General features: G+C 67.7%; 21 protein-coding genes and 1 tRNA gene. 18 read left to right on the plus strand and 4 right to left on the minus strand.

Annotated features, from left to right (window positions below):
* The first annotated feature begins 81 nt into the window (after positions 1-81).
* The 18 genes from uvrB to U5O44_RS15980 all read left to right on the plus strand — a co-directional run bounded on the left by uvrB (position 82) and on the right by U5O44_RS15980 (position 18619).
* On the plus strand, positions 82-2199 hold the full coding sequence (uvrB, locus tag U5O44_RS15895; RefSeq protein ID WP_322589392.1) for an excinuclease ABC subunit UvrB: 2118 nt from the start codon (positions 82-84) through the stop codon (positions 2197-2199).
* A complete protein-coding gene (locus U5O44_RS15900; RefSeq protein WP_322589393.1) occupies positions 2196-2687 on the plus strand; it encodes a low molecular weight protein-tyrosine-phosphatase in 492 nt (163 codons plus the stop codon). The genes uvrB and U5O44_RS15900 overlap by 4 nt, the downstream gene beginning before the upstream one ends.
* A gap of 141 nt (positions 2688-2828) precedes the next feature.
* Positions 2829-3362, plus strand: coding sequence for an Rrf2 family transcriptional regulator (locus U5O44_RS15905; RefSeq protein WP_322589394.1), 534 nt, complete (start codon positions 2829-2831; stop codon positions 3360-3362).
* Positions 3363-3424: 62 nt separating this feature from the next.
* On the plus strand, positions 3425-4645 hold the full coding sequence (locus U5O44_RS15910) for an IscS subfamily cysteine desulfurase (RefSeq protein WP_322589395.1): 1221 nt from the start codon (positions 3425-3427) through the stop codon (positions 4643-4645).
* 42 nt (positions 4646-4687) lie between these two features.
* Positions 4688-5089 (plus strand): Fe-S cluster assembly scaffold IscU, encoded by a 402-nt coding sequence (gene iscU / locus U5O44_RS15915; RefSeq protein WP_322589396.1) that lies wholly within the window; start codon positions 4688-4690, stop codon positions 5087-5089.
* 8 nt (positions 5090-5097) lie between these two features.
* A complete protein-coding gene (gene iscA / locus U5O44_RS15920; protein WP_322589397.1) occupies positions 5098-5421 on the plus strand; it encodes an iron-sulfur cluster assembly protein IscA in 324 nt (107 codons plus the stop codon).
* A complete protein-coding gene (gene hscB / locus U5O44_RS15925; protein WP_322589398.1) occupies positions 5418-5936 on the plus strand; it encodes a Fe-S protein assembly co-chaperone HscB in 519 nt (172 codons plus the stop codon). The genes iscA and hscB overlap by 4 nt, the downstream gene beginning before the upstream one ends.
* 25 nt (positions 5937-5961) lie before the next feature.
* Positions 5962-7830, plus strand: coding sequence for a Fe-S protein assembly chaperone HscA (gene hscA, locus U5O44_RS15930; protein ID WP_322589399.1), 1869 nt, complete (start codon positions 5962-5964; stop codon positions 7828-7830).
* 30 nt (positions 7831-7860) lie between these two features.
* The gene (fdx, locus tag U5O44_RS15935; RefSeq protein WP_322589400.1) at positions 7861-8199 is read left to right on the plus strand and encodes an ISC system 2Fe-2S type ferredoxin; all 339 of its coding nucleotides are present in this window, start codon (positions 7861-7863) and stop codon (positions 8197-8199) included.
* Between the two features lie 7 nt (positions 8200-8206).
* Positions 8207-8926: a DNA polymerase III subunit epsilon gene (gene dnaQ / locus U5O44_RS15940; protein WP_322589401.1), complete on the plus strand. Its 720-nt coding sequence runs from the start codon at positions 8207-8209 to the stop codon at positions 8924-8926.
* Positions 8927-9019: 93 nt separating this feature from the next.
* A tRNA-Val gene (locus U5O44_RS15945) sits at positions 9020-9094 on the plus strand.
* A gap of 90 nt (positions 9095-9184) precedes the next feature.
* Positions 9185-10738 carry a class I SAM-dependent DNA methyltransferase gene (locus U5O44_RS15950; protein ID WP_322589402.1) on the plus strand — a complete coding sequence of 518 codons (1554 nt, stop codon included), beginning with the start codon at positions 9185-9187 and terminating at the stop codon, positions 10736-10738.
* A complete protein-coding gene (locus U5O44_RS15955; RefSeq protein WP_322589403.1) occupies positions 10728-12113 on the plus strand; it encodes an ATP-binding protein in 1386 nt (461 codons plus the stop codon). Before U5O44_RS15950 ends, U5O44_RS15955 begins: the two co-directional genes overlap by 11 nt.
* Complete coding sequence (locus U5O44_RS15960; protein ID WP_322589404.1) at positions 12110-12562, plus strand: DUF1016 N-terminal domain-containing protein; 453 nt, start codon at positions 12110-12112, stop codon at positions 12560-12562. Before U5O44_RS15955 ends, U5O44_RS15960 begins: the two co-directional genes overlap by 4 nt.
* Before the next feature lie 4 nt (positions 12563-12566).
* Positions 12567-13502 carry an IS5 family transposase gene (locus U5O44_RS15965; RefSeq protein WP_322586607.1) on the plus strand — a complete coding sequence of 312 codons (936 nt, stop codon included), beginning with the start codon at positions 12567-12569 and terminating at the stop codon, positions 13500-13502.
* 55 nt (positions 13503-13557) lie between these two features.
* A complete protein-coding gene (locus U5O44_RS15970; protein WP_322589405.1) occupies positions 13558-14154 on the plus strand; it encodes a DUF3800 domain-containing protein in 597 nt (198 codons plus the stop codon).
* Positions 14151-17366, plus strand: a complete 3216-nt coding sequence (locus tag U5O44_RS15975) for a type I restriction endonuclease subunit R (RefSeq protein WP_322589406.1) — start codon at positions 14151-14153, stop codon at positions 17364-17366. The genes U5O44_RS15970 and U5O44_RS15975 overlap by 4 nt, the downstream gene beginning before the upstream one ends.
* A 71-nt stretch (positions 17367-17437) precedes the next feature.
* Positions 17438-18619, plus strand: a complete 1182-nt coding sequence (locus U5O44_RS15980; RefSeq protein ID WP_322589407.1) for a YbfB/YjiJ family MFS transporter — start codon at positions 17438-17440, stop codon at positions 18617-18619.
* Here the strand turns inward: U5O44_RS15980 and U5O44_RS15985 are convergent.
* From U5O44_RS15985 to U5O44_RS16000, 4 genes are read right to left on the minus strand one after another with little or no spacing between them, the layout of a single operon-like run.
* Positions 18600-18917: a hypothetical protein gene (locus tag U5O44_RS15985; protein ID WP_322589408.1), complete on the minus strand. Its 318-nt coding sequence runs from the start codon at positions 18915-18917 to the stop codon at positions 18600-18602. The genes U5O44_RS15980 and U5O44_RS15985 overlap by 20 nt on opposite strands.
* A 42-nt stretch (positions 18918-18959) precedes the next feature.
* Positions 18960-20906: a 1-deoxy-D-xylulose-5-phosphate synthase gene (gene dxs, locus U5O44_RS15990; RefSeq protein ID WP_322589409.1), complete on the minus strand. Its 1947-nt coding sequence runs from the start codon at positions 20904-20906 to the stop codon at positions 18960-18962.
* Between the two features lie 32 nt (positions 20907-20938).
* The gene (locus U5O44_RS15995; RefSeq protein WP_322589410.1) at positions 20939-21841 is read right to left on the minus strand and encodes a polyprenyl synthetase family protein; all 903 of its coding nucleotides are present in this window, start codon (positions 21839-21841) and stop codon (positions 20939-20941) included.
* Complete coding sequence (locus U5O44_RS16000) at positions 21838-22092, minus strand: exodeoxyribonuclease VII small subunit (protein WP_322589411.1); 255 nt, start codon at positions 22090-22092, stop codon at positions 21838-21840. The genes U5O44_RS15995 and U5O44_RS16000 overlap by 4 nt, the downstream gene beginning before the upstream one ends.
* Positions 22093-22178 lie beyond the last annotated feature (86 nt).

Below are 22178 nucleotides of genomic sequence, written 5' to 3' on the forward strand. Positions count from 1 at the left end.
GTTGTGACGTGTTGTGGAAAGAACAGCCGCCTTCAGGTAGGCTGGGCGGTTGCGCCGATTTTACGGCGGGTCGGGAAATCCATGAGCCACGTTGATGCGATCGAGAGTACGGAGCCGGCACCCGAGGGGCAGTTCGTGTCGTTTCCAGGCTCGCCCTTTCAGCTTTTTCAGCCGTATCCGCCGGCGGGTGACCAGCCGACCGCCATCGACCAGCTCGTCGAAGGCGTGCAGGACGGCCTGACCTTCCAGACCTTGCTCGGCGTGACCGGCTCGGGCAAGACCTTCACGATGGCCAACGTCATCGCCCGCCTCGGCCGCCCGGCGATCATCTTCGCGCCGAACAAGACACTGGCCGCCCAGCTCTACGCCGAGTTCCGCGAGTTCTTTCCCAAGAACGCGGTCGAGTATTTCGTCAGCTACTACGACTACTACCAGCCCGAGGCCTACGTCCCGCAGCGCGACCTGTTCATCGAGAAGGACAGCGCGATCAACGAGCATATCGAGCAGATGCGCCTGTCCGCGACCAAGAGCGTGCTGGAGCGGCGCGACACCATCATCGTCGCCTCGGTCAGCGCCATCTACGGCATCGGCAAGCCCGAGGACTACACGCAGATGCGCTTCATCGTGCGTGTCGGCGACAAGATCGGCCAGCGTGACGTGATCGCGCAACTGATCCGCATGCAGTACACGCGCAACGAGACCGACTTCACCCGCGGCACCTTCCGCGTGCGCGGCGACACGATCGACGTGTTCCCGGCCGAGCACTCGGAGCTGGCGGTGCGGCTGGAGCTGTTCGATGACGAGGTCGAGACGCTGCAGCTCTTCGATCCGCTCACCGGCCGCATCCGCCAGAAGGTGCCGCGCTTCACCATCTACCCGGCGAGCCACTATGTGACGCCGCGTGAGCGCGTGCTGGAGGCGATGGAGGGCATCAAGGTCGAGCTGCGCGATCGGCTGGCCGAATACGTCGCGCAGGGCAAGCTGGTCGAAGCGCAGCGGCTGGAGCAGCGCACCCGCTTCGACCTGGAGATGCTGCAGGAGGTCGGCCACTGCAAGGGCATCGAGAACTACACGCGCCACCTCTCGGGCGCCAAGCCGGGTGACCCGCCGCCGACGATGGTGGACTACATGCCGCCGGACGCAGTGATGTTCCTGGACGAGAGCCACGTCCTGATCGGCCAGTTCGGCGGCATGTACAACGGCGACCGGGCGCGCAAGTCCACGCTGGTCGAATACGGCTTCCGCCTGCCGAGCGCGCTGGACAACCGCCCGCTGAAGTTCGAGGAGTTCGAGACCAAGATGCGCCAGGCGGTGTTCGTGTCGGCTACGCCCGCCGCGTACGAGAACAGCCACGCTGGTCAGGTGGTCGAGCAGGTCGTGCGGCCGACCGGGCTGGTCGACCCGGTGGTCGAGGTGCGCCCGGCCACCACGCAGGTGGACGACGTGCTGCAGGAGATCCGCCTGCGGGTCGAGGTGGGCGAGCGGGTGCTGATCACGACGCTGACCAAGCGCATGGCCGAGCAGCTCACCGACTACCTGGGCGAAAACGGCGTGAAGGTGCGCTATCTGCACTCGGACATCGACACGGTGGAGCGGGTCGAGATCCTGCGCGACCTGCGGCTGGGCACGTTCGATGTGCTGGTGGGCATCAACCTGCTGCGCGAGGGGCTGGACATTCCCGAGGTGTCGCTGGTGGCGATTCTGGATGCGGACAAGGAAGGATTTCTGCGGTCCGAGCGCAGCCTGATCCAGACCATCGGCCGGGCCGCGCGCAACCTCCACGGCCACGCCATCCTGTACGCCGACCGCATCACTGATTCGATGCGCCGCGCCATCGACGAGACCGAGCGCCGCCGTGCCAAGCAGATCGTGCACAACGAGGCCCACGGCATCACCCCGACCAGCATCCGCAAGCACGTCAAGGAGCTGATCGACGGCGTCTACGGCGAGAAGTCGGGCAAGGATGACCTGCAGTCGCTCCAGCAACTGCACGCGGCGGCCGAGGTGGAAGTCCTGTCCGAAAAAGACCTGGGCAAGCGCATCAAGCTGCTGGAGAAACAGATGCTCGACCACGCGAAGAACCTCGAATTCGAGAAGGCCGCCCGCTTGCGCGACCAGTTGGCGCTGTTGCGCGAGCAGGCGTTCGGGGCGTCGGGCGGTGACCAGATCGCGGTGCTCATGCCGAAGGCGGGCCGATGAGCGCGGTCCAGCGGGTGCTGATGGTCTGCACGGCCAACATCTGCCGCTCGCCCACGGCCGAGGTGATCCTTCGCCACCGAGTGCACCGCGCCGGGCTGCACGGGCGGATCGTGGTCGACTCGGCCGGGACACGGACCTCCCGCGACGCTGCGCACCCGCCAGACCCGCGCAGCATCGCCCATGCGGCGCGGCGTGGCTATGACCTCGCGGGTTTGCGCTCGCGCCCGGTGGTCGAGGACGATTTCCGCCGCTTTGACCTGATCGTGCCCATGGACCGCACGCACCTGGAGCATCTGCAGGCACAGGCCCCCGCGGACGCCACGGCCCGGATCCGCCTGCTGATGTCCTTTGCTCCGTCCGGATCCGGCCTGATCGTTCCCGATCCGTACTACGGCAGCGCCCCGGGGTTCGAACATGTTCTGGATCTGGTGGAACTTGCGTGCGATGGCTTGCTCGAATACCTGTACTCGCCTCAGGGTGCCCGTTGACGTCACGGCTGTGACAGGCGGCGCACTTCGCTATAATCGAGTAAAACACTCGGGAAAGAGGCGAGGGTCCAACCCGACTTGCTGCCTTGGCCCGTGGCCACCCGCTGCGGCGCCAAACGCGAGTTACAGGAGCTTAAAGCCATGCGATTGACAACCAAAGGCCGCTTCGCGGTCACCGCGATGATTGATCTTGCCTTGCGTGAGCACAGCGGGCCTGTGGCCTTGGCTGCGATCAGCGCACGACAGCAGATCTCGCTGTCCTACCTGGAGCAGTTGTTCGGCAAGCTGCGCCGGCACGAACTGGTCGAGAGCACCCGAGGCCCTGGGGGCGGCTACTCGCTGGGCCGCAAGGCCGAGGACATCACCGTGGCGGACATCATCGTCGCGGTGGATGAGGCCATCGACGCCACCGGCTGCGGCGGCGGCGAGAACTGCATGGGCGAGGACGCGGGCCGTTGCATGACACACGACCTGTGGGCGAGCCTGAACGCCAAGATGCTGGAACACCTGCACTCGATCTCGCTGAAGAGTCTGGTCGACGACCAGCTCAACCGCGGCGTGTCGGTGGAAGAGGCGCCCGTCAAGCGCGCCATCTCCAGCCAGCCCGTGGTCAAGCCGATCAAGATCACGGCGCCCAATTCGGTGTTTGCGCTGGGATCGGCACTCACCAAGTAATCACACAGATTCTGTAGCGCGCTGCTCGGGGGAGCAGGCGCAGCAGGACGACCAGGTTCATCATGGACATGACTCCGCACTTTCCGATCTACATGGACTACGGCGCGACGACCCCGGTCGATCCGCGCGTGGTGGACGCGATGATTCCGTGGTTGCGCGAGCACTTCGGCAATCCGGCATCACGCTCGCACGCCTGGGGCTGGGAAGCGGAAGAGGCGGTCGAGAAGGCGCGGGCGCAGGTGGCCGGGCTGATCAAGGCCGATCCGCGCGAGATCGTCTGGACCTCGGGCGCGACCGAGTCCAACAACCTGGCCCTGAAGGGCGCCGCGCACTTCTACAAGACGCGCGGCAAGCACATCATCACGGTGAAGACCGAACACAAGGCCGTGCTCGACACCGTGCGCGAACTGGAGCGCCAGGGCTTCGAGGCGACCTACCTCGACGTCGAAGCCAATGGGCTGCTCGATCTGGACAAGTTCAAGGCGGCGATCCGGCCCGACACGATCCTCGCCTCGGTGATGTTCGTGAACAACGAGATCGGCGTGATCCAGGACATCCCGGCCATCGGCGCGATCTGCCGCGAACACGGCGTGATCTTCCACGTCGATGCCGCGCAGGCCACCGGCAAGGTCGAGATCGACATGGGCACGCTGCCGGTCGACCTGATGAGCCTGGCCTCGCACAAGAGCTACGGGCCGAAGGGCATGGGCGCGCTGTACGTGCGCCGCAAGCCGCGCATCCGCATCGAGGCGCAGATGCACGGCGGTGGCCATGAGCGCGGCATGCGTTCGGGCAGTCTGCCGGTGCACCAGATCGTCGGCATGGGGCTGGCGTTCGAGATTGCCGGTCGGGAAATGGCCGAGGAAAACGCCCGCATCACCGCGCTGCACAAGCGCCTGCTGGACGGCCTGTCGGACATCGAGCAGGTGTTCGTCAACGGCGACCTGACGCGCCGTGTGCCGCACAACCTCAACATCTCGTTCAACTACGTCGAGGGCGAGTCGCTGATCATGGGCGTCAAGGGGCTGGCGGTCTCGTCGGGCTCGGCCTGCACGTCGGCGAGCCTGGAGCCGAGCTATGTGCTGCGTGCGCTTGGCCGCAGCGATGAACTGGCGCATTCGTCCCTGCGCATGACCATCGGTCGCTTCACCACGGTCGAGGAAATCGACTACGCGGTCAGCACGCTGAAGGACCGTGTCGCCAAACTGCGCGAGCTGTCGCCGCTGTGGGACATGTACAAGGACGGCATCGACATCAGCACCATCCAGTGGGCCGCGCACTGAGCGCAGGCACTGGATCACGGCTTCGGCATCAGGAGAATCACCATGGCATACAGCGACAAGGTCATTGACCACTACGAAAACCCCCGCAACGTCGGCGGCTTTGACAAGGGCGACGAGGACGTGGGCACCGGCATGGTGGGTGCACCGGCCTGCGGCGACGTGATGAAGCTGCAGATCAAGGTCAACCCGGCCACCGGGCTGATCGAGGACGCCAAGTTCAAGACCTACGGTTGCGGCTCGGCCATCGCCTCGTCGTCGCTGGTGACCGAATGGGTCAAGGGCCGCACGCTCGACGAGGCCCTGTCGATCAAGAACACCCAGATCGCCGAGGAGCTGGCGCTGCCGCCGGTGAAGATCCACTGCTCGATCCTGGCCGAAGACGCGATCAAGGCCGCCGTCGACGACTACAAGGCCCGGCACGCCACCGCTGCCACGGCCCAATGAGTTCCGCCATGGCCGTCACGCTCTCTGAATCGGCGGCACGCCATGTGTCGCGCTACATCGCCCGCCGGGGCAAGGGCGTCGGCGTGCGCCTGGGCGTCAAGACGACGGGCTGCTCGGGCCTGGCCTACAAGCTCGAATACGCCGACGAGGTTGCTCCCGAGGATGTCGTGTTCGAGGACCGTGGCGTCAAGGTGCTGATCGACCCGAAGAGCCTGCCCTACCTCGAAGGCACCGAACTCGACTTCGTGCGCGAAGGGCTGAACGAAGGGTTCAAGTTCCACAATCCGCGCGAGAAGGACCGTTGCGGTTGCGGTGAATCGTTCCGGGTGTGAAGCTCTCCGACTCTGATTTCGACCTGTTCGGCGTGCCGGTGCGGTTTGCGCAGGACCGTGCAGTGCTGGACGCCCGTTGGAAGGCACTCCAGGCCGAGGTCCACCCCGACCGGTTCGCCAGCGAGGGTGGCACCGCCCAGCGTGTGGCCATGCAGTGGGCGACCCGCGTCAACGAGGCCTACCAGCGCCTGAAGGATCCGCTCAAGCGCGCGGCCTATCTGTGCGAACTGCACGGTGCGCCGATCGAGGCGGAAAACAACACCGCCATGCCCGGCGCATTCCTGATGCAGCAGATGGAATGGCGCGAGGCGCTTGACGACGCCCGCACGCTGGACGCTGTCGAAGCGCTGGCCGATGACGTGAACGCCCACCAGCGCCACCTGCACCAGCAGCTTGCCACCTTGATCGACGAGCGCCAAGACTGGACAGCCGCGGCTGCGCAGGTGCGTGCGCTCATGTTTGTCGTGCGCTTTGCCGCCGACGTGGACCGGCGCCTCGACGCGCTGGGACAATAGCGCCCCCCGCGCATTCCCGTCTCCCATGGCCCTCCTCCAGATCTCCGAACCCGGGCAGACGCCTGATCCGCACACCCGCCGCATCGCCGTGGGCATCGACCTGGGCACGACCCATTCGCTGATCGCCGCCGTGCGCCACGGCCTGCCCGAGTGCCTGCCGGATGCGCAGGGCCGGGTGATCCTGCCGTCGGCCGTGCGCTACCTGGGTGAGGGGCGCCGCCAGATCGGCGCCGAGGCGCTGGCGGCGCAGGCCGACGATCCGCACAACACGCTGGTGTCGGTCAAGCGTTTCATGGGCCGCGCGCTGGCCGACATCGCCGACCGCGGGCGCCTGCCGTACCACTTCGTCGACCAGCCGGGCATGGTCGCCATTGAGACCCGCGAGGGCGTGAAGTCGCCGGTCGAGGTGTCGGGTGAACTCCTGGCGACGCTGCGCTACCGGGCCGAGGACACCTTCAACGACGACCTGTTCGGCGCCGTGATCACCGTGCCCGCGTATTTCGACGACGCGCAGCGCCAGGCCACGAAGGACGCGGCGCAGCTCGCCGGCCTGAACGTGCTGCGCCTGCTGAACGAGCCGACCGCCGCGGCCATCGCCTACGGGCTGGACAACGCGATCGAGGGCCTCTACGCCGTGTACGACCTCGGCGGCGGCACCTTCGACATCTCGCTGCTGCGCTTGTCGCGTGGTGTGTTCGAGGTGGTGGCGGTGGGCGGTGATTCGGCGCTCGGCGGCGATGACTACGACATGCGGCTGGCGCAGTGGCTGCTGGAGCATGCCGGCCTGCCCACGCTCGATGCGCTGGACGCCCATGACAAGCGCGTCGTGCTGACGGCGGCGCGTGCGGCCAAGGAAGCGTTGTCCGGCGCCGATGAAACCACTGTGCACGCCACGCTGAGCGGCGCGGTCGCCCTGACGCAGACCGTGACGCGCAGCGAGTTCGAGGCCGCCACCGACGCGCTGACCCGCCGCACGCTCACGCTGATGAAGCGCGTGCTGCGCGACGCGAAGGTCACGCCGGACGAGGTGCAGGGCGCGGTGATGGTCGGTGGCTCGACGCGCATGCCGGTCGTGCGCGCGGCCGTGGCGGCGTTCTGTGGCCGCGAGCCGCTGGTCAACGTGAACCCGGACGAAGTGGTCGCCCTCGGCGCCGCGATCCAGGCCAATGCGCTGGCGGGAAATGCGGCGGACGGCGAGATGCTGCTGCTCGACGTGACGCCGCTGTCGCTCGGGCTGGAGACGATGGGCGGGCTGGTCGAGCGCGTGATCGAGCGCAACTCGACGCTGCCGACCGCCAAGGCGCAGGAATTCACCACCTTCAAGGATGGCCAGACCGCGATGGCCATCCACGTCGTGCAGGGCGAGCGCGAGCTGGTCAGCGACTGCCGCTCGCTGGCGCGCTTCGAGCTGCGCGGCATTCCGCCGATGGCGGCGGGTGCTGCGCGCATCCGCGTCACGTTCCAGGTCGATGCCGATGGTCTGCTGTCCGTCAGCGCCCGCGAGCAGGGCAGCGGCGTGGAGGCCTCCATCGTCGTCAAGCCGAGCTACGGCCTGAGCGATGACCAGGTGGCCAACATGCTGCGCGAGAGCTTCACCGAAGCCGAGGGCGACATGCATCGCCGCAAGCTGACCGAGGCCCGCGTCGAAGCCGAGCGCATGGCGCTGGCGACCAACGCGGCGCTGCAGGCCGATGGCGACCTGCTGGACGAAGACGAGCGCATTCGGATCGACCGGCTGCTGATGGCCCTTGCTGAAACGGCGCGCGGTGAAGATGCCAACGCCACCGACGCCGCCACCAAGGCCTTGGCCGAAGGCACCGAGCGCTTCGCCGCCGTGCGCATGAACCGCGGCATCCAGCAGGCCCTGACCGGCCGCCGCCTCGACGACGTCTGAACCCGACGCGCCACCGCTTCCCCGACCACCATGCCCACCATCAAGATCCTGCCCCACGCCGAACTCTGCCCCCAGGGCGCCAGCCTCACCGTCGCGCCGGGCACCTCGGTCTGCGAGGCGCTGCTGGAAAACGGCGTCGCCATCGAACACGCCTGCGACATGAGTGCGGCCTGCACCACCTGCCACGTCATCGTGCGCCAGGGGTTTGCGTCGCTCAACGAGATGGACGAGACCGAGGAAGACCTGCTCGACCGCGCCTGGGGGCTGGAGCCGGACTCGCGCCTGAGCTGCCAGGCGATCGTTGCGCAGAAGGATCTCGTCATCGAGATCCCCAAGTACACGATCAACCACGCCCGCGAAAACCACTGAGTCCGCCATGCGCCAGATCTTCCTCGACACCGAAACCACCGGCCTGAACCCGGAGACGGGCGACCGCATCGTCGAGATCGGCTGCATCGAGATGGTCAACCGGCGCTTGACCGGCCGCCACCTGCACCTCTACCTCAACCCCGAGCGCCCCGGCAACGAGGAGGCGATCCGCATCCACGGCCTGACCGACGCCTTCCTCGCCGACAAGCCCAAGTTCCGCGAGGTGGCGGCGGAGTTCGTCGAGTTCGTGCGCGGGTCGGAACTCATCATCCACAACGCGGCCTTCGACGTCGGCTTCCTGAACGCCGAACTGCGCCGGGTGCAGCAGCCGAAGGTGGCCGAGCTGGTCGGCGGCATCCTCGACACGCTGGTGATGGCGCGCGAGCAGTACCCGGGCAAGGCGAACTCACTGGACGCGCTGTGCCGACGCCTGGAGGTGGACAACACCAACCGGACCTTCCACGGCGCGCTGCTGGACGCGGGGCTGCTGGCCGAGGTCTACATCCGCATGACCCGCGGACAGAACACGCTGGTCATCGACGCCGACGACGGACAGGACGAAGGCGGCGGCTCCACGGACGAGGCGGACCTGAGCATCGACCTGTCGCGCTTCACGCTGCCGGTGCTGCGCGCCAGCGCGGACGAGGTCGAGTTGCATGGCAAGGTGCTGGCCGATCTGGACAAGGCCAGCGGCGGCAAGACGGTCTGGCGAACGATTCTGGCCTGAGGGGCTTGTCAGGCTGAAAAAGACAATGGCATAATCGCGTTCTGGCTGCAGCGCACCTGAACAAGGTCAACGCAGCAAACCCGAACCAGTTTCGGGCGGTTAGCTCAGCGGTAGAGCACTGCCTTCACACGGCAGGGGTCGCAGGTTCGAACCCTGCACCGCCCACCAGAACCAGCCCCGTAAGTCGTTGATTTACGGGGCTTTTTCTCGTCCATGCGCAAGGTCGGGGCTGGCGTGTCGTGCAGAATTCCGCGCACCATGCTCGATGACCTCAAAAAGACCCTCTGGGCGACCGCCGACAAGCTGCGCGCCAACATGGACGCCGCCGAGTACAAGCATCTCGTGCTCGGCCTCATCTTCGTCAAGTACATCTCCGACACCTTCCAGGCCAAGCACGCGGAATTGACGCGGCGGCTGGCCGATCCGGACGACGAGTATTTCTACGGCGAGGCGGCGGCGGAAGACATTGCCGCCGAACTCGAAGACCGCGACTACTACCGCGAGGCGAACGTGTTCTGGGTGCCCGACGCGGCGCGCTGGGAGGCCTTGCGCGCGGCGGCCAAGCAGCCCGACATCGGCCGGCGCATCGACGAGGCGCTGTCGGTGATCGAGGCCGAGAACCCGAAGCTCAAGGGCATCCTCGACAAGCGCTACGCCCGGGCGCAGTTGCCGGACGGCAAGCTGGGCGAGCTGGTGGATCTGGTGTCCACGATCGGCTTCGGGGCGACGGCGGGCGAGGCGCGGGACGTGCTCGGGCAGGTCTACGAGTACTTCCTCGGCATGTTCGCCAGCGCCGAGGGCAAGCGCGGCGGCCAGTTCTACACGCCGCGCAGCATCGTCAAGACGCTGGTGGCCGTGCTCGCGCCGCACCACGGCAAGGTGTACGACCCGTGCTGCGGCTCGGGCGGGATGTTCGTGCAGAGCGAGGAATTCATCGAGGCGCACGGCGGCAAGATGGGCGACGTGTCGATCTACGGGCAGGAGGCCAACCCGACGACGTGGCGGCTGGCGGCGATGAACCTGGCGATCCGCGGCATCGACTTCAACCTGGGGCGGGAGCCGGCCGACACCTTCTCGCGCAACCAGTTCCCGGACCTGCGCGCCGACTTCATCCTGGCGAACCCACCGTTCAACATCAGCGACTGGTGGCACGCCAGCCTGATGGGCGACGCGCGCTGGCAGTACGGCGACCCGCCGGCCGGCAACGCCAACTATGCGTGGCTGCAGCACATGCTCCACCACTTGGCGCCGAATGGCCGGGCGGGCATCGTGCTGGCGAACGGGTCGATGAGTTCGAGCCAGAACAGCGAGGGGCAGATCCGCGCGGCGATGGTCGAGGCGGACGTGGTGGAGGTGATGGTGGCGCTGCCGGGGCAGTTGTTCTTCAACACGCAGATCCCGGCGTGCCTGTGGTTCCTGGCCAAGTCCAAGCGGGCGCGGCGGGGCGAGGTGCTGTTCATCGATGCGCGCAAGCTGGCGACGATGATCAGCCGGGTGCAGTGCGCGCTGACCGACGCGGTGATCGAGCGCATCGCGGGGACCGTGGCGGCGTGGCGCGGTGAGGGCGGGGCGGGGGTGTATGCCGATGTGGCGGGGTATTGCCGCAGTGTCCGGCTCGCCGAGATCGCCGAGCACGGGCATGTGCTGACGCCGGGGCGCTATGTGGGCGCGGAGGCCGTGGAGGACGACGACGAGGACTTCGAGGCCAAGATGCGCGGGCTGACGGAGAAGCTCGGGGAGCAGATGGCGAAGGGGGCGGCGCTGGATCTGGTGATTCGAGCCAAGCTGGGGGGGCTGGGGTATGCGTTCTGATCTGCTGCTGGAAAGCGAAACCCTCGAACTCAAGAAGAGCCTGGCCGAACTCAAGGAGGGCCTGGTGTCGATGGTGGCGATGCTGAACAAGCACGGCACGGGTGAGCTGTGGTTCGGGGTGGCGCCCAGTGGCGCGCCTGTCGGGCTGGCCGTCACCGACAAGACCTTGCGCGATCTGTCGCAGGCGATCGCGGCGCATGTCGAACCCAAGGTCTACCCTGAGGTCAGTGCCCAGCAGCGTGGCGACAAGACCTGCATCCGCGTCCGGTTCAGTGGCCCCGATGCGCCGTACTTTGCCTACGGGCGGGCCTGGATGCGGGTGGCCGACGAAGACCGCCAGCTCAGTGCGAGGGCACTGCAACACCTCATCGTCGAACAGCACCGGCTGGCGCTGCGCTGGGACAGCCAGCCCTGTGACGTGGCGCCTGGCGCGCTCGACGAGGCCAAGATCCGCCGTTTTGTCGAACGCGCCGGCTTGCCGTGGGACAGTGCCGACAACGCGCTGGCCAAGCTCGAACTGGTGAAGGACGGGCGCGTTCTCAACGCTGCGCGCTTGATGTTCGCCAAGGCTGCTTCGATCCAGTTGCGCTGCGCCGTTTTTGCCAACACCGACAGTGCCACGCTGATTGATCGGCACGACTTCGACGGCGATCTGCTCGAACTGATCGACGAGGCGCAGAAGTACATCCTCAAGAACATCCACATCGGAATGCGTCTGGAGGGGATGCTGCGGGTGGACGTGCCTGAAATCTCGATGGCGGCGGTGCGCGAGGCGGTGGTCAATGCGTTCTGTCACCGGGATTGGCGTGATCCGGACTACATCCACGTCGCGGTGTTCAAGGACCGGGTCGAGATCCGCAACCCTGGCTTGTTGCTGGACGGCCTGACGATCGAAGACATCCGCCAAGGCAACGTCTCCCGCCGCCGCAATCCGCTGATCGCCGACCTGCTGCGCCGCATTCAACTGATCGAAGCCTGGGGCCGGGGGATGCCGCTGATGCTGCAGAACGCGCCCACGGTCGGGTTCAGGCAGATCGCGGGGTTGTTCGTGGCGGTGTTCGGGCGGCCGTCGTTTGGGGGTGCTGTAACGCCAGGCACTGCCCAAGAAACTGTCCAAGAAACTGTCCAAGAACGCACCGAAGAGACGCCAATCCTGTCTGCGCAAGCTGCCATCCTGGCGCTCCTGATCGCCGAGCCGCAGATCACGCGCAAAGTGCTTGCCGCCAAAGTTGGCCTGTCCGACAGTGGCGTGAAGTACCACCTGACCCGACTGCGGGCCTCGGGGCGTGTCCGGCATGTGGGGCCGACCAAGGCGGGGCGGTGGGAGGTGGTGGGCGCTGGTGATTCGGTGGAAGCTGGGAGGGATGGGGCATGAGTTCTGAACAACCTCCACGCCGACAGCGTGGCCGCGTTGACCGAACCGTGATGTTTCCGGTGGCGCCGGGTGCTGCGGAGACACCAAGCGGCTACGCCGACATGCTGACCGAACTGAAGCGGCGGATCCGCAGCGAGCGACTGCGGGTGGTGCTGAGCAGCAATGTGGCGATGGTGCTGTTGTACTGGGACATCGGTCAGCGGGTTCTCGACAAGCAGACCCGTGAAGGCTGGGGCACTCGCGTCATTGATCGCCTGTCAGCAGATTTGCGAGACGTTTTTCCTGACATGAAGGGGTTCTCGCCGCGCAACCTGAAGTACATGCGGGGTTTTGCTGCGGCTTGGCCCGAGCGGTCAATTGTGCAAGAGGTGCTTGCACAATTGACCTGGTACCGGCTTTGTTGCACAACCCACCCCGCCGGCCGATGGTCGAGCGGTGAGGTAGGCTGACAGGATGAGCAAGCCAGCAAAGCAGAAGTACGTGACGAAGAACTGGGCGCCGTACACGAAGGCGCTGAGGGCGCGGGGCTCGCTGACGATGTGGCTGGACCGGGACATGGCGTGGCAGGCTGCGCCGGTCAGCGGCAAGCCGGGGCGACCGGCGACGTACAGCGACGCGGCGGTGCAGTGCTGCCTGACGATGAAGGTGCTGTTCGGACTGGCGCTGCGCCAGACGCAGGGGTTCGTGCAGAGCGTGCTGGGGCTGTCGGGGCTGGACTGGCAGGCACCGGACTACAGCACGATGAGCCGGCGCGAGAAGCGGCTGACGGTGGAGATCACGGCGCGGCCGAGCCGGGGCGGGCTGCACCTGCTGGTGGATTCCACGGGGATCAAGATGCTGGGCGAGGGCGAGTGGAAGACCAAGAAGCACGGGGCGGAGTACCGCAGGCAGTGGCGCAAGGTTCACCTGGGGATCGACGCCGAGACGCTGGAGATCCGGGCGATCGAGGTGACGGACAACAGCGTGGGTGACGCGCCGATGCTGCCGGAGCTGCTCGGGCAGATTCCGGCAGAGGAGGTGGTGCTGTCGGTGAGCGGGGACGGGGCGTATGACACGCAGGACTGCCACGACGCGATCGCCGAACGAGGGGCCGAGGCGGTGATACCGACGCGCAAGAACGCCCAGCCGTGGAAGGCCAAGCGGCCGGGGGCGGCGGCGCGCAACGAGATACTGCGGGCGACGAACCGGCTGGGCCGGGGGATCTGGAAGAAGTGGAGCGGCTACCACCGGCGCTCGCTGGTGGAGACGAAGATGCGCTGCTTCAAGCTGCTGGGCGAGCGGGTGATGGCGCGCACCTTCGAGCGTCAGGTGGTGGAGCTGCAGGTGCGGGCTGCGGTGCTCAACCGCTTCACCCACCTGGGCACCCCGGTGACGCAGGCTGTGGCGTAACTCCGTCTGGGGTCAGGGGAAACTCGGCTTCGGCGGAGTTGTGCAACAAAGCCTCATGGAAGCCAGCCACTTCGTGCTGATGACCTGTGTGGTGGACAAGCGGCGCATGCCCCGTGGCGCCAGCGCCCAGGACAACCCGTACCACATCGCCCTCTGCCTGTGCCTGCAGGCGCTGCGCGGTTTCCTGGCAGAAAAGGGCCAGGCGCATCGCAAGACGCACCTGGTCGTCGAATGCCGTGGGCCGAAGGAGGACAAGGAGCTTGAACTGGAGTTCCGCCGCATCTGCGATGGCGACAACCCCACGGGGCAGCTTCTGCCGTTCGACATCGTGTTTGCCGACAAGAAGACCAATCTGGCCGGCCTGCAACTGGCTGATCTGGTCGCCCGACCGGTGGGCATCCACCACCTGCGACCGCATCAGCGCAATCTGGCGTTCGAGGTGCTGCAGCGCAAGTTCTACTGTGCAGGAGGACGCCAGCGCGCCGGGGAGGGTTACGAGAACGTCGGCCTGATCGTGCATCCGCCCCAGAAAGCGAAAGGCCCCGGTGAACCCACCGAGGCCGTGACGCCGACCGGGAACCCCCAATCCACTTGGGACGGGATTCTAGCGGCGCCAGCCCCATCCGACGACAAGCCAGCGGGGAAACCATGACCGAAGACCAACTCGAACAAGAAACCCTCGCCTGGCTCGCCGACGTGGGCTACACCCACGCCTACGGCCCCGACCTCGCCCCGGAAGGCGCCACCCCCGAGCGCGACTCCTACCGCCAGGTCGTCCTGCTGTGCCGCCTGCGCCGCGCCATCGACACGCTGAACCCGACCATCCCACCCGCCGCCCGCGACGACGCCGTCCGCCAGGTGCTCGACCTCGGCACCCCGTCGCTGCTCGCCGCCAACCGCCACTTCCACCGCCTGCTCGTCACCGGCGTGCCCGTCCAGTACCCGCTGGACGGCGACACCCGCGGCGACTTCGTGCGCCTGATCGACTGGTCCGACCCGGCGCGCAACGAGTGGCTCGTGGTCAACCAGTGCTCCATCACCGGCCCGCGCCACACCCGCCGCCCCGACCTCGTGCTGTTCGTCAACGGCCTGCCGCTGGTCATCATCGAGCTGAAGAACCCGGCCGACCTGAACGCCGACGTGTGGAAAGCCTTCCAGCAACTCCAGACCTACCAGGAGCAGATCCCCGACGCTTTCCAGTACAACGAGGTGCTGGTCATCTCCGACGGCACCGAGGCGCTGCTCGGCGCGCTCTGCGCCAGCGCCGAGCGCTTCATGGCCTGGCGCACCATCGACGGCGTGGCGCTCGACCCGCTCGGCCAGTTCAACGGGCTGGAAACCCTTGTGCGTGGCGTGCTCGCCCCGGCCCGCCTGCTCGACTACCTGCGCGGCTTCGTGCTGTTCGAGGACGACGGCCGGCTGGTGAAGAAGATCGCCGGCTACCACCAGTTCCATGCGGTGCGCGCCGCCCTCGCGCAGGTGCTCGCCGCCTCGCGCCCCGACGGCGACGAGCGCAGCCGCGGCAAGGGCGGCGTGGTCTGGCACACCCAGGGCAGCGGCAAGAGCATCACCATGACCTGCTTCGCCGCCCGCGTGATGCAGGCGCCGCAGATGGAGAACCCCACCCTCGTCGTCATCACCGACCGCAACGACCTCGACGGCCAGCTCTTCGGCGTGTTCTCGCTGGCGCAGGATCTGCTGCGTGAACAGCCCGTGCAGGCGACCACGCGGCAGGCCCTGCGCACGCTGCTGGCGAACCGGCCCTCGGGCGGGATCGTCTTCGCCACGGTCCAGAAGTTCATGCCCGGCGAGGACGAGGACGTGTTCCCGACGCTCTCGGCGCGCCGCAACATCGTCGTCATCGCCGACGAGGCGCACCGCACGCAGTACGGTTTCGAGGCCAAGCTGAAGACCCTCAAGCCGCTCAAGCCGCTGAAACCCGGCCACACCACGACACTGCTGACCACCGGCACAGGCGAGCCGGCGCCGTACAAGGCCGAGTTCGTCCCGCCCGAGCGCTCCCAGGCGCGGTATCAGGTCGGCTACGCCCAGCACCTGCGCGACGCGCTGCCCAATGCCACCTTCGTCGCCTTCACCGGCACGCCCGTGTCCCGCGAGGACCGCGACACCCGGGCGGTGTTCGGCGACTACATCAGCGTCTACGACATGCAGCAGGCCAAGGAGGACGGCGCGACGGTGGCGATCTACTACGAGAGCCGCCTCGCCAGGCTGGGCCTGAAGTCGGACGAGATGGCCACCCTGGACGCCGAGGTGGACGAACTGGCCGAAGACGAGGAGGAGAGCCAGCAGGCGAAGCTGAAGAGCCGCTGGGCCGCGCTGGAGAAGGTGGTTGGTGCCGAGCCGCGCGTGGCCCGCGTGGCGGCCGATCTGGTGGCGCACTTCGAGGAGCGTGCCAAGGCGCAGTCCGGCAAGGCGATGGTCGTGGCGATGAGCCGCGACATCTGCGTCCATCTCCACGACGAGATCGTCAGGCTGCGCCCCGACTGGCACGACGCCGACCCCGAGCGCGGCGCCCTCAAGATCGTGATGACCGGCTCGGCCAGCGACAAGGCGCTGCTGCGGCCCCACCTCTACAGCGCACAGGTCAAGAAGCGGCTGGAGAAGCGTTTCAAGGATCCGGCTGACCCGCTGCGGCTGGTGATCGTGCGCGACATGTGGCTGACCGGCTTCGACGCGCCGTGCCTGCACACGCTCTACATCGACAAGCCGATGAAGGGCCACAACCTGATGCAGGCCATCGCCCGCGTGAACCGCGTGTTCAAGGACAAGCAGGGCGGGCTGGTGGTGGACTACATCGGCATCTCCAACGAGCTGAAGGCAGCGCTGAAGGAATACACCAGCAGCCAGGGCCGCGGGCGACCGACCGTGGACGCGCACGAGGCGTACAGCGTGCTGTCCGAGAAGCTCGACATCCTGCGCGGCATGCTGGCCGGCACGCACGGCCACGGCTTCGACCACAGCGACTTCCTGACCGCCGGCCACCGGGCGCTGGCGGGCGCAGCGAACCATGTGCTCGGCCTGCAGGACGGCAAGAAGCGCTTCGCCGACACCGCGCTGGCGATGAGCAAGGCGTTCACGCTGTGCTGCACGCTGGACGAGGCCCGGGCGGTGCGCGAGGAGGTGGCGTTTTTCCAGGCGGTCAAGGTGCTGCTGACCAAGCGCGACCTCAGCCGGCAGAAGCAGACCGACGAGGCCAGAGAGCTGGCGATCCACCAGATCATCAGCGCGGCGGTGGTGTCCGACGAGGTGGTGGACCTCTTCGACGCGGTCGGGCTGGACAAGCCGAACATCGGCATCCTCGACGAGGCCTTTCTCGCCGAGGTCTGCAACCTGCCCGAGCGCAACCTGGCGGTGGAGTTGCTGGAGCGGCTGCTGGAAGGCGAGATCAAGGCGCGCTTCGCCGGCAACGTGGTGCAGAACAGGAAGTTCTCGGACCTGCTGGCCGATGTGGTCAAGCGCTACCAGAACCGCTCGATCGAGGCCGCGCAGGTGATGCGCGAGCTGGTCGAGATGGCCAGGAAGTTCCGGGTCGCCGCCGGCCGCGGGGAGCAGCTCGGGCTGAGCGAGGACGAGGTGCGTTTCTACGACGCGCTGGCGAACAACGAATCGGCGGTGCAGGAACTCGCCGACGAGACGCTGAAGAAGATCGCCCACGAGCTGACCGAGAACCTGCGCAAGAACCTGACTGTGGACTGGTCCGAGCGAGAAAGCGTGCAGGCGAAGCTGCGGCTGATGGTCAAGCGCATCCTGCGCAAGTACAAGTACCCGCCGGACCTGGAGGCTGCGGCGGTGGAGCTGGTGCTGGAGCAGGCGAGGGCGCTGGCGCAGGCCGAGTTCAACTGAGGGCCCTGAACACCACCCACCGTGTCGCGCGGGTGCGCGTCGCCGTGGGTCGGATGCCGTATGGTCCGCCCATGACCTCCAACCCCCACGACGCCGCCCGCTTGCGGGTGCTGCTGGCCGGCCTGTCCAGCCTGATCCTGGTGCTCGGCATCGCGCGCTTCGCCTACACGCCGTTGCTGCCGCTGATGCAGCGCGAGGCGGGGCTGGGGGTGGCCGAGGCGGGCTGGCTCGCTGCGGTCAACTACGCCGGCTACCTGAGCGGGGCGATCCTGGCTGCGTCGATCAGCGACCTGGTGCTGAAGGACCGGCTCTACCGGGCGGGGATGGTGCTGGCGGTGCTGTCCACCGTGGCGATGGCGCTGAGCACGGACTGGCGCGTCTGGGCGCTGTCGCGTTTTCTGGCGGGGCTGAGCAGCGCGGCGGGGATGTTGCTCGGCACCGGGCTGATCCTCAACTGGCTGATCCGCCACCAGTACCGCAGCGAACTCGGCCTGCATTTCTCGGGCATCGGGATCGGCATGGCCGGCTGCGCTGCGGCGGTGCTGGCGATGACTGGTGCGCACCTCGACTGGCAGCAGCAGTGGTGGGCGTTCAGTGCCATCGCCGCGGTGCTGATGGTGCCGGCGCTGCGCTGGCTGCCGCCGCCGAACACCAGCGCGGTGACCACTGGCGGTCAGGCGATGACCGACCAGCCGCCAAGCGCGCTGTTCCTGCGCGTGTTCATGGCGGCGTATTTCTGCGCCGGCGTCGGCTTCGTGGTGAGCGTGACCTTCATCGTGGCGATCGTCGACCGGCTGCCGGGGCTGCAGGGCCGGGGCGCCTGGGTGTTCATGGTGATGGGGCTGACGGCGGCGCCGGCGGTCATCGTCTGGGACCGGATCGCCCGCAGGCTCGGGGACATCGACGCGCTGATCCTGTGCAGCGTGCTGCACATCGGCGGGATCGTGCTGCCGATCGGCGCGACGCTGACCACGGCGCTGGCAGGCGCGGTGCTGTTCGGCGCCACCTTCATCGGGCTGGTGAGCCTGGTGCTGTCGATGGCCGGGCGCTATTACCCGACGCGGCCGGCCAAGATGATGGGCCGGATGACGCTGACCTATGGTTGCGCGCAGATCCTGGGCCCGGCCGCGACCGGGTGGCTCGCGGCGCGCAGCGGCGGCAGTTATGTCGCCGGGCTGGCGATGGCCGCGGCGGTGATGGGCGTGGGGCTGGTGTTGCTCTGCGCCCTGCGGGTCATTGCACGGCGCGCGTGACCTCGCGGGCCTGCACCTCGACCACGTCGCCGCCAGAGGTCGGGCGGTGGCCGTGGTGGTGGCCTGGGCGGGCGCGGGTGCCGAAGCCGGCCGACCAGCCGGCACGCCCGCGCTGGAAGCGCAGGATGTCCTGCAGCGTCGGCCGTCGGCCGCGCAGCAGGCTCCACAGCGTGTAGGCCCCCGCCACGACGATGCCCGCGACCAGCAGGCTCATGAAGAACACTGCACCCGCCACCAGAAGCGTCAGGCGCAGCACCAGGCGGAACAGGCCGCCAATAACGTCAGAGAGGACTTGCATGGTTGTTTCGATCCAGATGGGACAAAACAGTTCCGCGGTGGTTCAGGCGTTGGCCACCGGACGCAACAGGCCGATCTGGCTGGGCTGACCGAAGCGCTGTTGTATCGCGGCTTCGATGCCGGCCGCGTCCAGCCCGCACTGCGCCAGCAGGAACGCCGGGTCGCCGTGTTCGATGAAGCGGTCGGGCAGGCCCAGGTGCAGCATCGGCATGGTGATGCCAGCGGCATTCAGGTGTTCTGCCACGGCCGACCCCGCGCCGCCCATGGTGCAGCCTTCCTCGACCGTCACCAGCGCGTCGTGCGTGCGGGCCAGCTCTTCGACCAGTGCGCCGTCCAGCGGCTTGACGAAGCGCATGTTGGCGACGGTGGCGTCCAGCGATTCAGCGGCCGTCAGCGCAGGGTAGAGCAGACTGCCGAAGGCGAGGATGGCGATGCGCTTGCTGCCTGGACGGCCAGCACTCAGACCGGAGGTGCGCCGGACTTCGCCACGCCCCCAGGGCAGCGTCTCGAAACTCCGGCCCGTGGCCGCCACCGTGCCCGCACCGCTGCCGCGCGGGTAGCGCACGGCCACCGGGCCGTCGTGGCGGAAGGCCGTCGTCAGGGCCATGCGTGTCTCGGCTTCGTCGGCCGGGGTCAGCATGGCCATGTTCGGGATGCAGCGCACGAAGGCGATGTCGTAGGCGCCTGCATGGGTGGCCCCGTCGGCGCCGACCAGGCCGGCGCGGTCCAGCGCAAAGACCATCGGCAGGTTCTGCAGCGCCACGTCGTGGATCAGCTGGTCGTAGGCGCGCTGCAGGAAGGTCGAGTAGATGGCCACCACCGGCCGCATGCCCTCGCAGGACAGGCCGGCGGCGAAGGTGACGGCATGCTGCTCGGCGATGCCGACATCGAAATAGCGGTCCGGGAAGCGCTTGTGGAACTCGACCATGCCCGAGCCTTCGCGCATCGCGGGTGTGATGGCGACGAGCTTGGACTCGGCGGCCGCCATGTCGCACAGCCACTGGCCGAAGACCTGCGTGAAGGTCGGCTTGGGCGGCGTGGCCGGCTTGACGAGGCCGATGGCGGGGTCGAACTTGCCGGGACCGTGGTAGGCGATCGGGTCGGCTTCGGCGAGCCTGTAGCCGTAGCCCTTCTTGGTCACGACGTGCAGGAACTGCGCGCCCTTGCGGTCGCGCAGGTTCTCCAGCGTCGGGATCAGCGAGTCGAGGTCGTGGCCGTCGATCGGGCCGACGTAGTTGAAGCCGAACTCCTCGAAGATCGTGCCGGGGGCGACCATGCCCTTGGCGTGTTCCTCCAGCTTGCGCGCCAGCTCGAACAGCTGCGGCGTGTTCTTGAGCACCTGCTTGGCGCTCTGGCGGGCCGAGGCGTAGAACTTGCCGCTCATCAGGCGGGCGAAGTACTTGTTGAGCGCGCCGACCGGCGGGCTGATCGACATGTCGTTGTCGTTGAGCACCACCAGCAGGTTCGGCTCCTGACCCGCATGCGGCATGCCGCCGTTGTTCAGCGCCTCGAACGCCATGCCGGCGGTCATCGCGCCGTCGCCGATGATGGCCACGCAGTGGCGGTGTTCGCCTTTGAGCTGCGCGCCCATGGCCATGCCGAGCGCGGCCGAGATCGAGGTGGACGAGTGCGCGGTGCCGAAGGTGTCGTATTCGCTCTCGTCGCGGCGCGGGAAGCCGGACAGGCCGCCGTACTGGCGCAGCGTGGGCATGCGGTCACGCCGGCCGGTGAGGATCTTGTGCGGGTAGGTCTGGTGGCCCACGTCCCACACCAGGCGGTCGTCGGGCGTGTCGAAGACATGGTGTAGCGCGATCGTCAGCTCGACGGTGCCGAGGTTGGAGGAGAGGTGTCCGCCAGTGCGCGAGACGCTCTTGAGCAGGTGGTCGCGCAGTTCGGTGGCGAGCTGCTTCAGTTCGGGGCGCGAGAGCCGGCGTACATCGGCCGGGGACTGGATGCGGTTCAGCAGCGGATGGGCGTTCTGGGCGTTCATCGCAGGGGGATCCGTCGGTGTGCGGTCGCGGCTCAGGAGTCGCGATCAAGGATGCGGTCGGCCAGCGTGGCCAAGGCATCGACGTCGGCCAGGCCGGAGGCGGCCAGGGCGGACAGGGCTCGTGCGTGCAGGGTGGCGGCGCGGTCGCGTGCGCCGTCCAGCCCGAGCAGCGAGACGTAGGTGGGCTTGTTCTGGTCGGCGTCCTTGCCAGCGGTCTTGCCGAGCACGCCGGAATCCTGGGTGACATCGAGGATGTCGTCGACCACCTGGAAGGCCACGCCAAGCGCAGCGCCGAAGTCGGACAGGGCCGCCCACGCAGCGGCGGACGGATGGCCACAGGCAGCCCCCATCAGGACGCTGTTCTGCAGCAGTGCGCCGGTCTTGCGGCCGTGCATGTCGAGCAGTTCGGTCTCGGTCAGCGGCTTGCCGACGCTGGCCAGGTCGATGGCCTGCCCGCCGGCCATGCCCTCGACGCCCGACGCCCGCGCGAGCAGCCGGCACAGGCGGGCCTGCAGCGCGTCGGGCACCACGTCGGCGCCAGCCTCGGGCGGGGGCGTGAGCACCTCGAAGGCCAATGCCTGCATCGCGTCCCCGGCCAGCATGGCGTGGGCTTCGCCGAACTGCACATGCACGGTCGGCTTGCCGCGGCGCAGCACGTCGTTGTCCATGCAGGGCATGTCGTCGTGGATGAGCGAGTAGGCGTGGATCAGCTCGACCGCGCAGGCCGCGCGCATCGCCGCCTCGGCGTGGCCGTCCACCGCCTGCGCCGCGGCCAGCACCAGCAGCGGGCGCAGGCGCTTGCCGCCATCGAGCACGCCGTAGCGCATCGCAAGCCCCAGGCCTGCAGGGGCGTCGGCACGGACATGGGCACCGAGTGCGGCCTCGACCGCGTCAAGCCGCGTGCGCATCCAGGCATCGAAGGCAATGCGCTTCATGTGGGATCGTTCCAGGGTTGGAGCTGCCCGCCGTCCAGCACCTTGACCTGCTGCTCCACCGCGTCGAGGCGGCTGCGGCAATAGGCCAGCAGCTCGGCCCCGCGGCGGTAACCGTCCAGTAACTCGTCGAGGGGCAGCTGTCCGGATTCGAGTGCCTGCACGAGGCGATCGAGTTCGACCAGCGCAGTCTCGTAACTGGCGGGCGCGCGGGAAGGCTCGCGGGAAGAGGGGTCGGAGGCGCTCGGGGGCATGGCGTCGGGAAAAGGCTTCGATTGTAGGGGGCTCGGCGTCCGCGGAATGTTCCGTCCTGTACACGTTGCCGCCCCGCATGGCGACT

The organism is Sphaerotilus sp., assembly GCF_034519685.1.
Taxonomy (GTDB): domain Bacteria; phylum Pseudomonadota; class Gammaproteobacteria; order Burkholderiales; family Burkholderiaceae_C; genus Sphaerotilus.

What these genes read in the sequence shown, in the direction of transcription:
- U5O44_RS15980 (WP_322589407.1), top strand. Translation starts at nt 17,438, where the DNA reads ATGACCTCCAACCCCCACGACGCCGCCCGCTTGCGGGTGCTGCTGGCC.
- U5O44_RS15905 (WP_322589394.1), top strand. Translation starts at nt 2,829, where the DNA reads ATGCGATTGACAACCAAAGGCCGCTTCGCGGTCACCGCGATGATTGAT.
- U5O44_RS15955 (WP_322589403.1), top strand. Translation starts at nt 10,728, where the DNA reads ATGCGTTCTGATCTGCTGCTGGAAAGCGAAACCCTCGAACTCAAGAAG.
- U5O44_RS15965 (WP_322586607.1), top strand. Translation starts at nt 12,567, where the DNA reads ATGAGCAAGCCAGCAAAGCAGAAGTACGTGACGAAGAACTGGGCGCCG.
- dxs (WP_322589409.1), bottom strand. Translation starts at nt 20,906, where the DNA reads ATGAACGCCCAGAACGCCCATCCGCTGCTGAACCGCATCCAGTCCCCG.
- U5O44_RS15985 (WP_322589408.1), bottom strand. Translation starts at nt 18,917, where the DNA reads ATGCAAGTCCTCTCTGACGTTATTGGCGGCCTGTTCCGCCTGGTGCTG.
- U5O44_RS15975 (WP_322589406.1), top strand. Translation starts at nt 14,151, where the DNA reads ATGACCGAAGACCAACTCGAACAAGAAACCCTCGCCTGGCTCGCCGAC.
- fdx (WP_322589400.1), top strand. Translation starts at nt 7,861, where the DNA reads ATGCCCACCATCAAGATCCTGCCCCACGCCGAACTCTGCCCCCAGGGC.
- U5O44_RS15970 (WP_322589405.1), top strand. Translation starts at nt 13,558, where the DNA reads ATGGAAGCCAGCCACTTCGTGCTGATGACCTGTGTGGTGGACAAGCGG.
- U5O44_RS16000 (WP_322589411.1), bottom strand. Translation starts at nt 22,092, where the DNA reads ATGCCCCCGAGCGCCTCCGACCCCTCTTCCCGCGAGCCTTCCCGCGCG.
- U5O44_RS15960 (WP_322589404.1), top strand. Translation starts at nt 12,110, where the DNA reads ATGAGTTCTGAACAACCTCCACGCCGACAGCGTGGCCGCGTTGACCGA.
- U5O44_RS15995 (WP_322589410.1), bottom strand. Translation starts at nt 21,841, where the DNA reads ATGAAGCGCATTGCCTTCGATGCCTGGATGCGCACGCGGCTTGACGCG.
- dnaQ (WP_322589401.1), top strand. Translation starts at nt 8,207, where the DNA reads ATGCGCCAGATCTTCCTCGACACCGAAACCACCGGCCTGAACCCGGAG.
- uvrB (WP_322589392.1), top strand. Translation starts at nt 82, where the DNA reads ATGAGCCACGTTGATGCGATCGAGAGTACGGAGCCGGCACCCGAGGGG.
- U5O44_RS15900 (WP_322589393.1), top strand. Translation starts at nt 2,196, where the DNA reads ATGAGCGCGGTCCAGCGGGTGCTGATGGTCTGCACGGCCAACATCTGC.
- hscA (WP_322589399.1), top strand. Translation starts at nt 5,962, where the DNA reads ATGGCCCTCCTCCAGATCTCCGAACCCGGGCAGACGCCTGATCCGCAC.
- iscU (WP_322589396.1), top strand. Translation starts at nt 4,688, where the DNA reads ATGGCATACAGCGACAAGGTCATTGACCACTACGAAAACCCCCGCAAC.
- iscA (WP_322589397.1), top strand. Translation starts at nt 5,098, where the DNA reads ATGGCCGTCACGCTCTCTGAATCGGCGGCACGCCATGTGTCGCGCTAC.
- U5O44_RS15910 (WP_322589395.1), top strand. Translation starts at nt 3,425, where the DNA reads ATGGACATGACTCCGCACTTTCCGATCTACATGGACTACGGCGCGACG.
- U5O44_RS15950 (WP_322589402.1), top strand. Translation starts at nt 9,185, where the DNA reads ATGCTCGATGACCTCAAAAAGACCCTCTGGGCGACCGCCGACAAGCTG.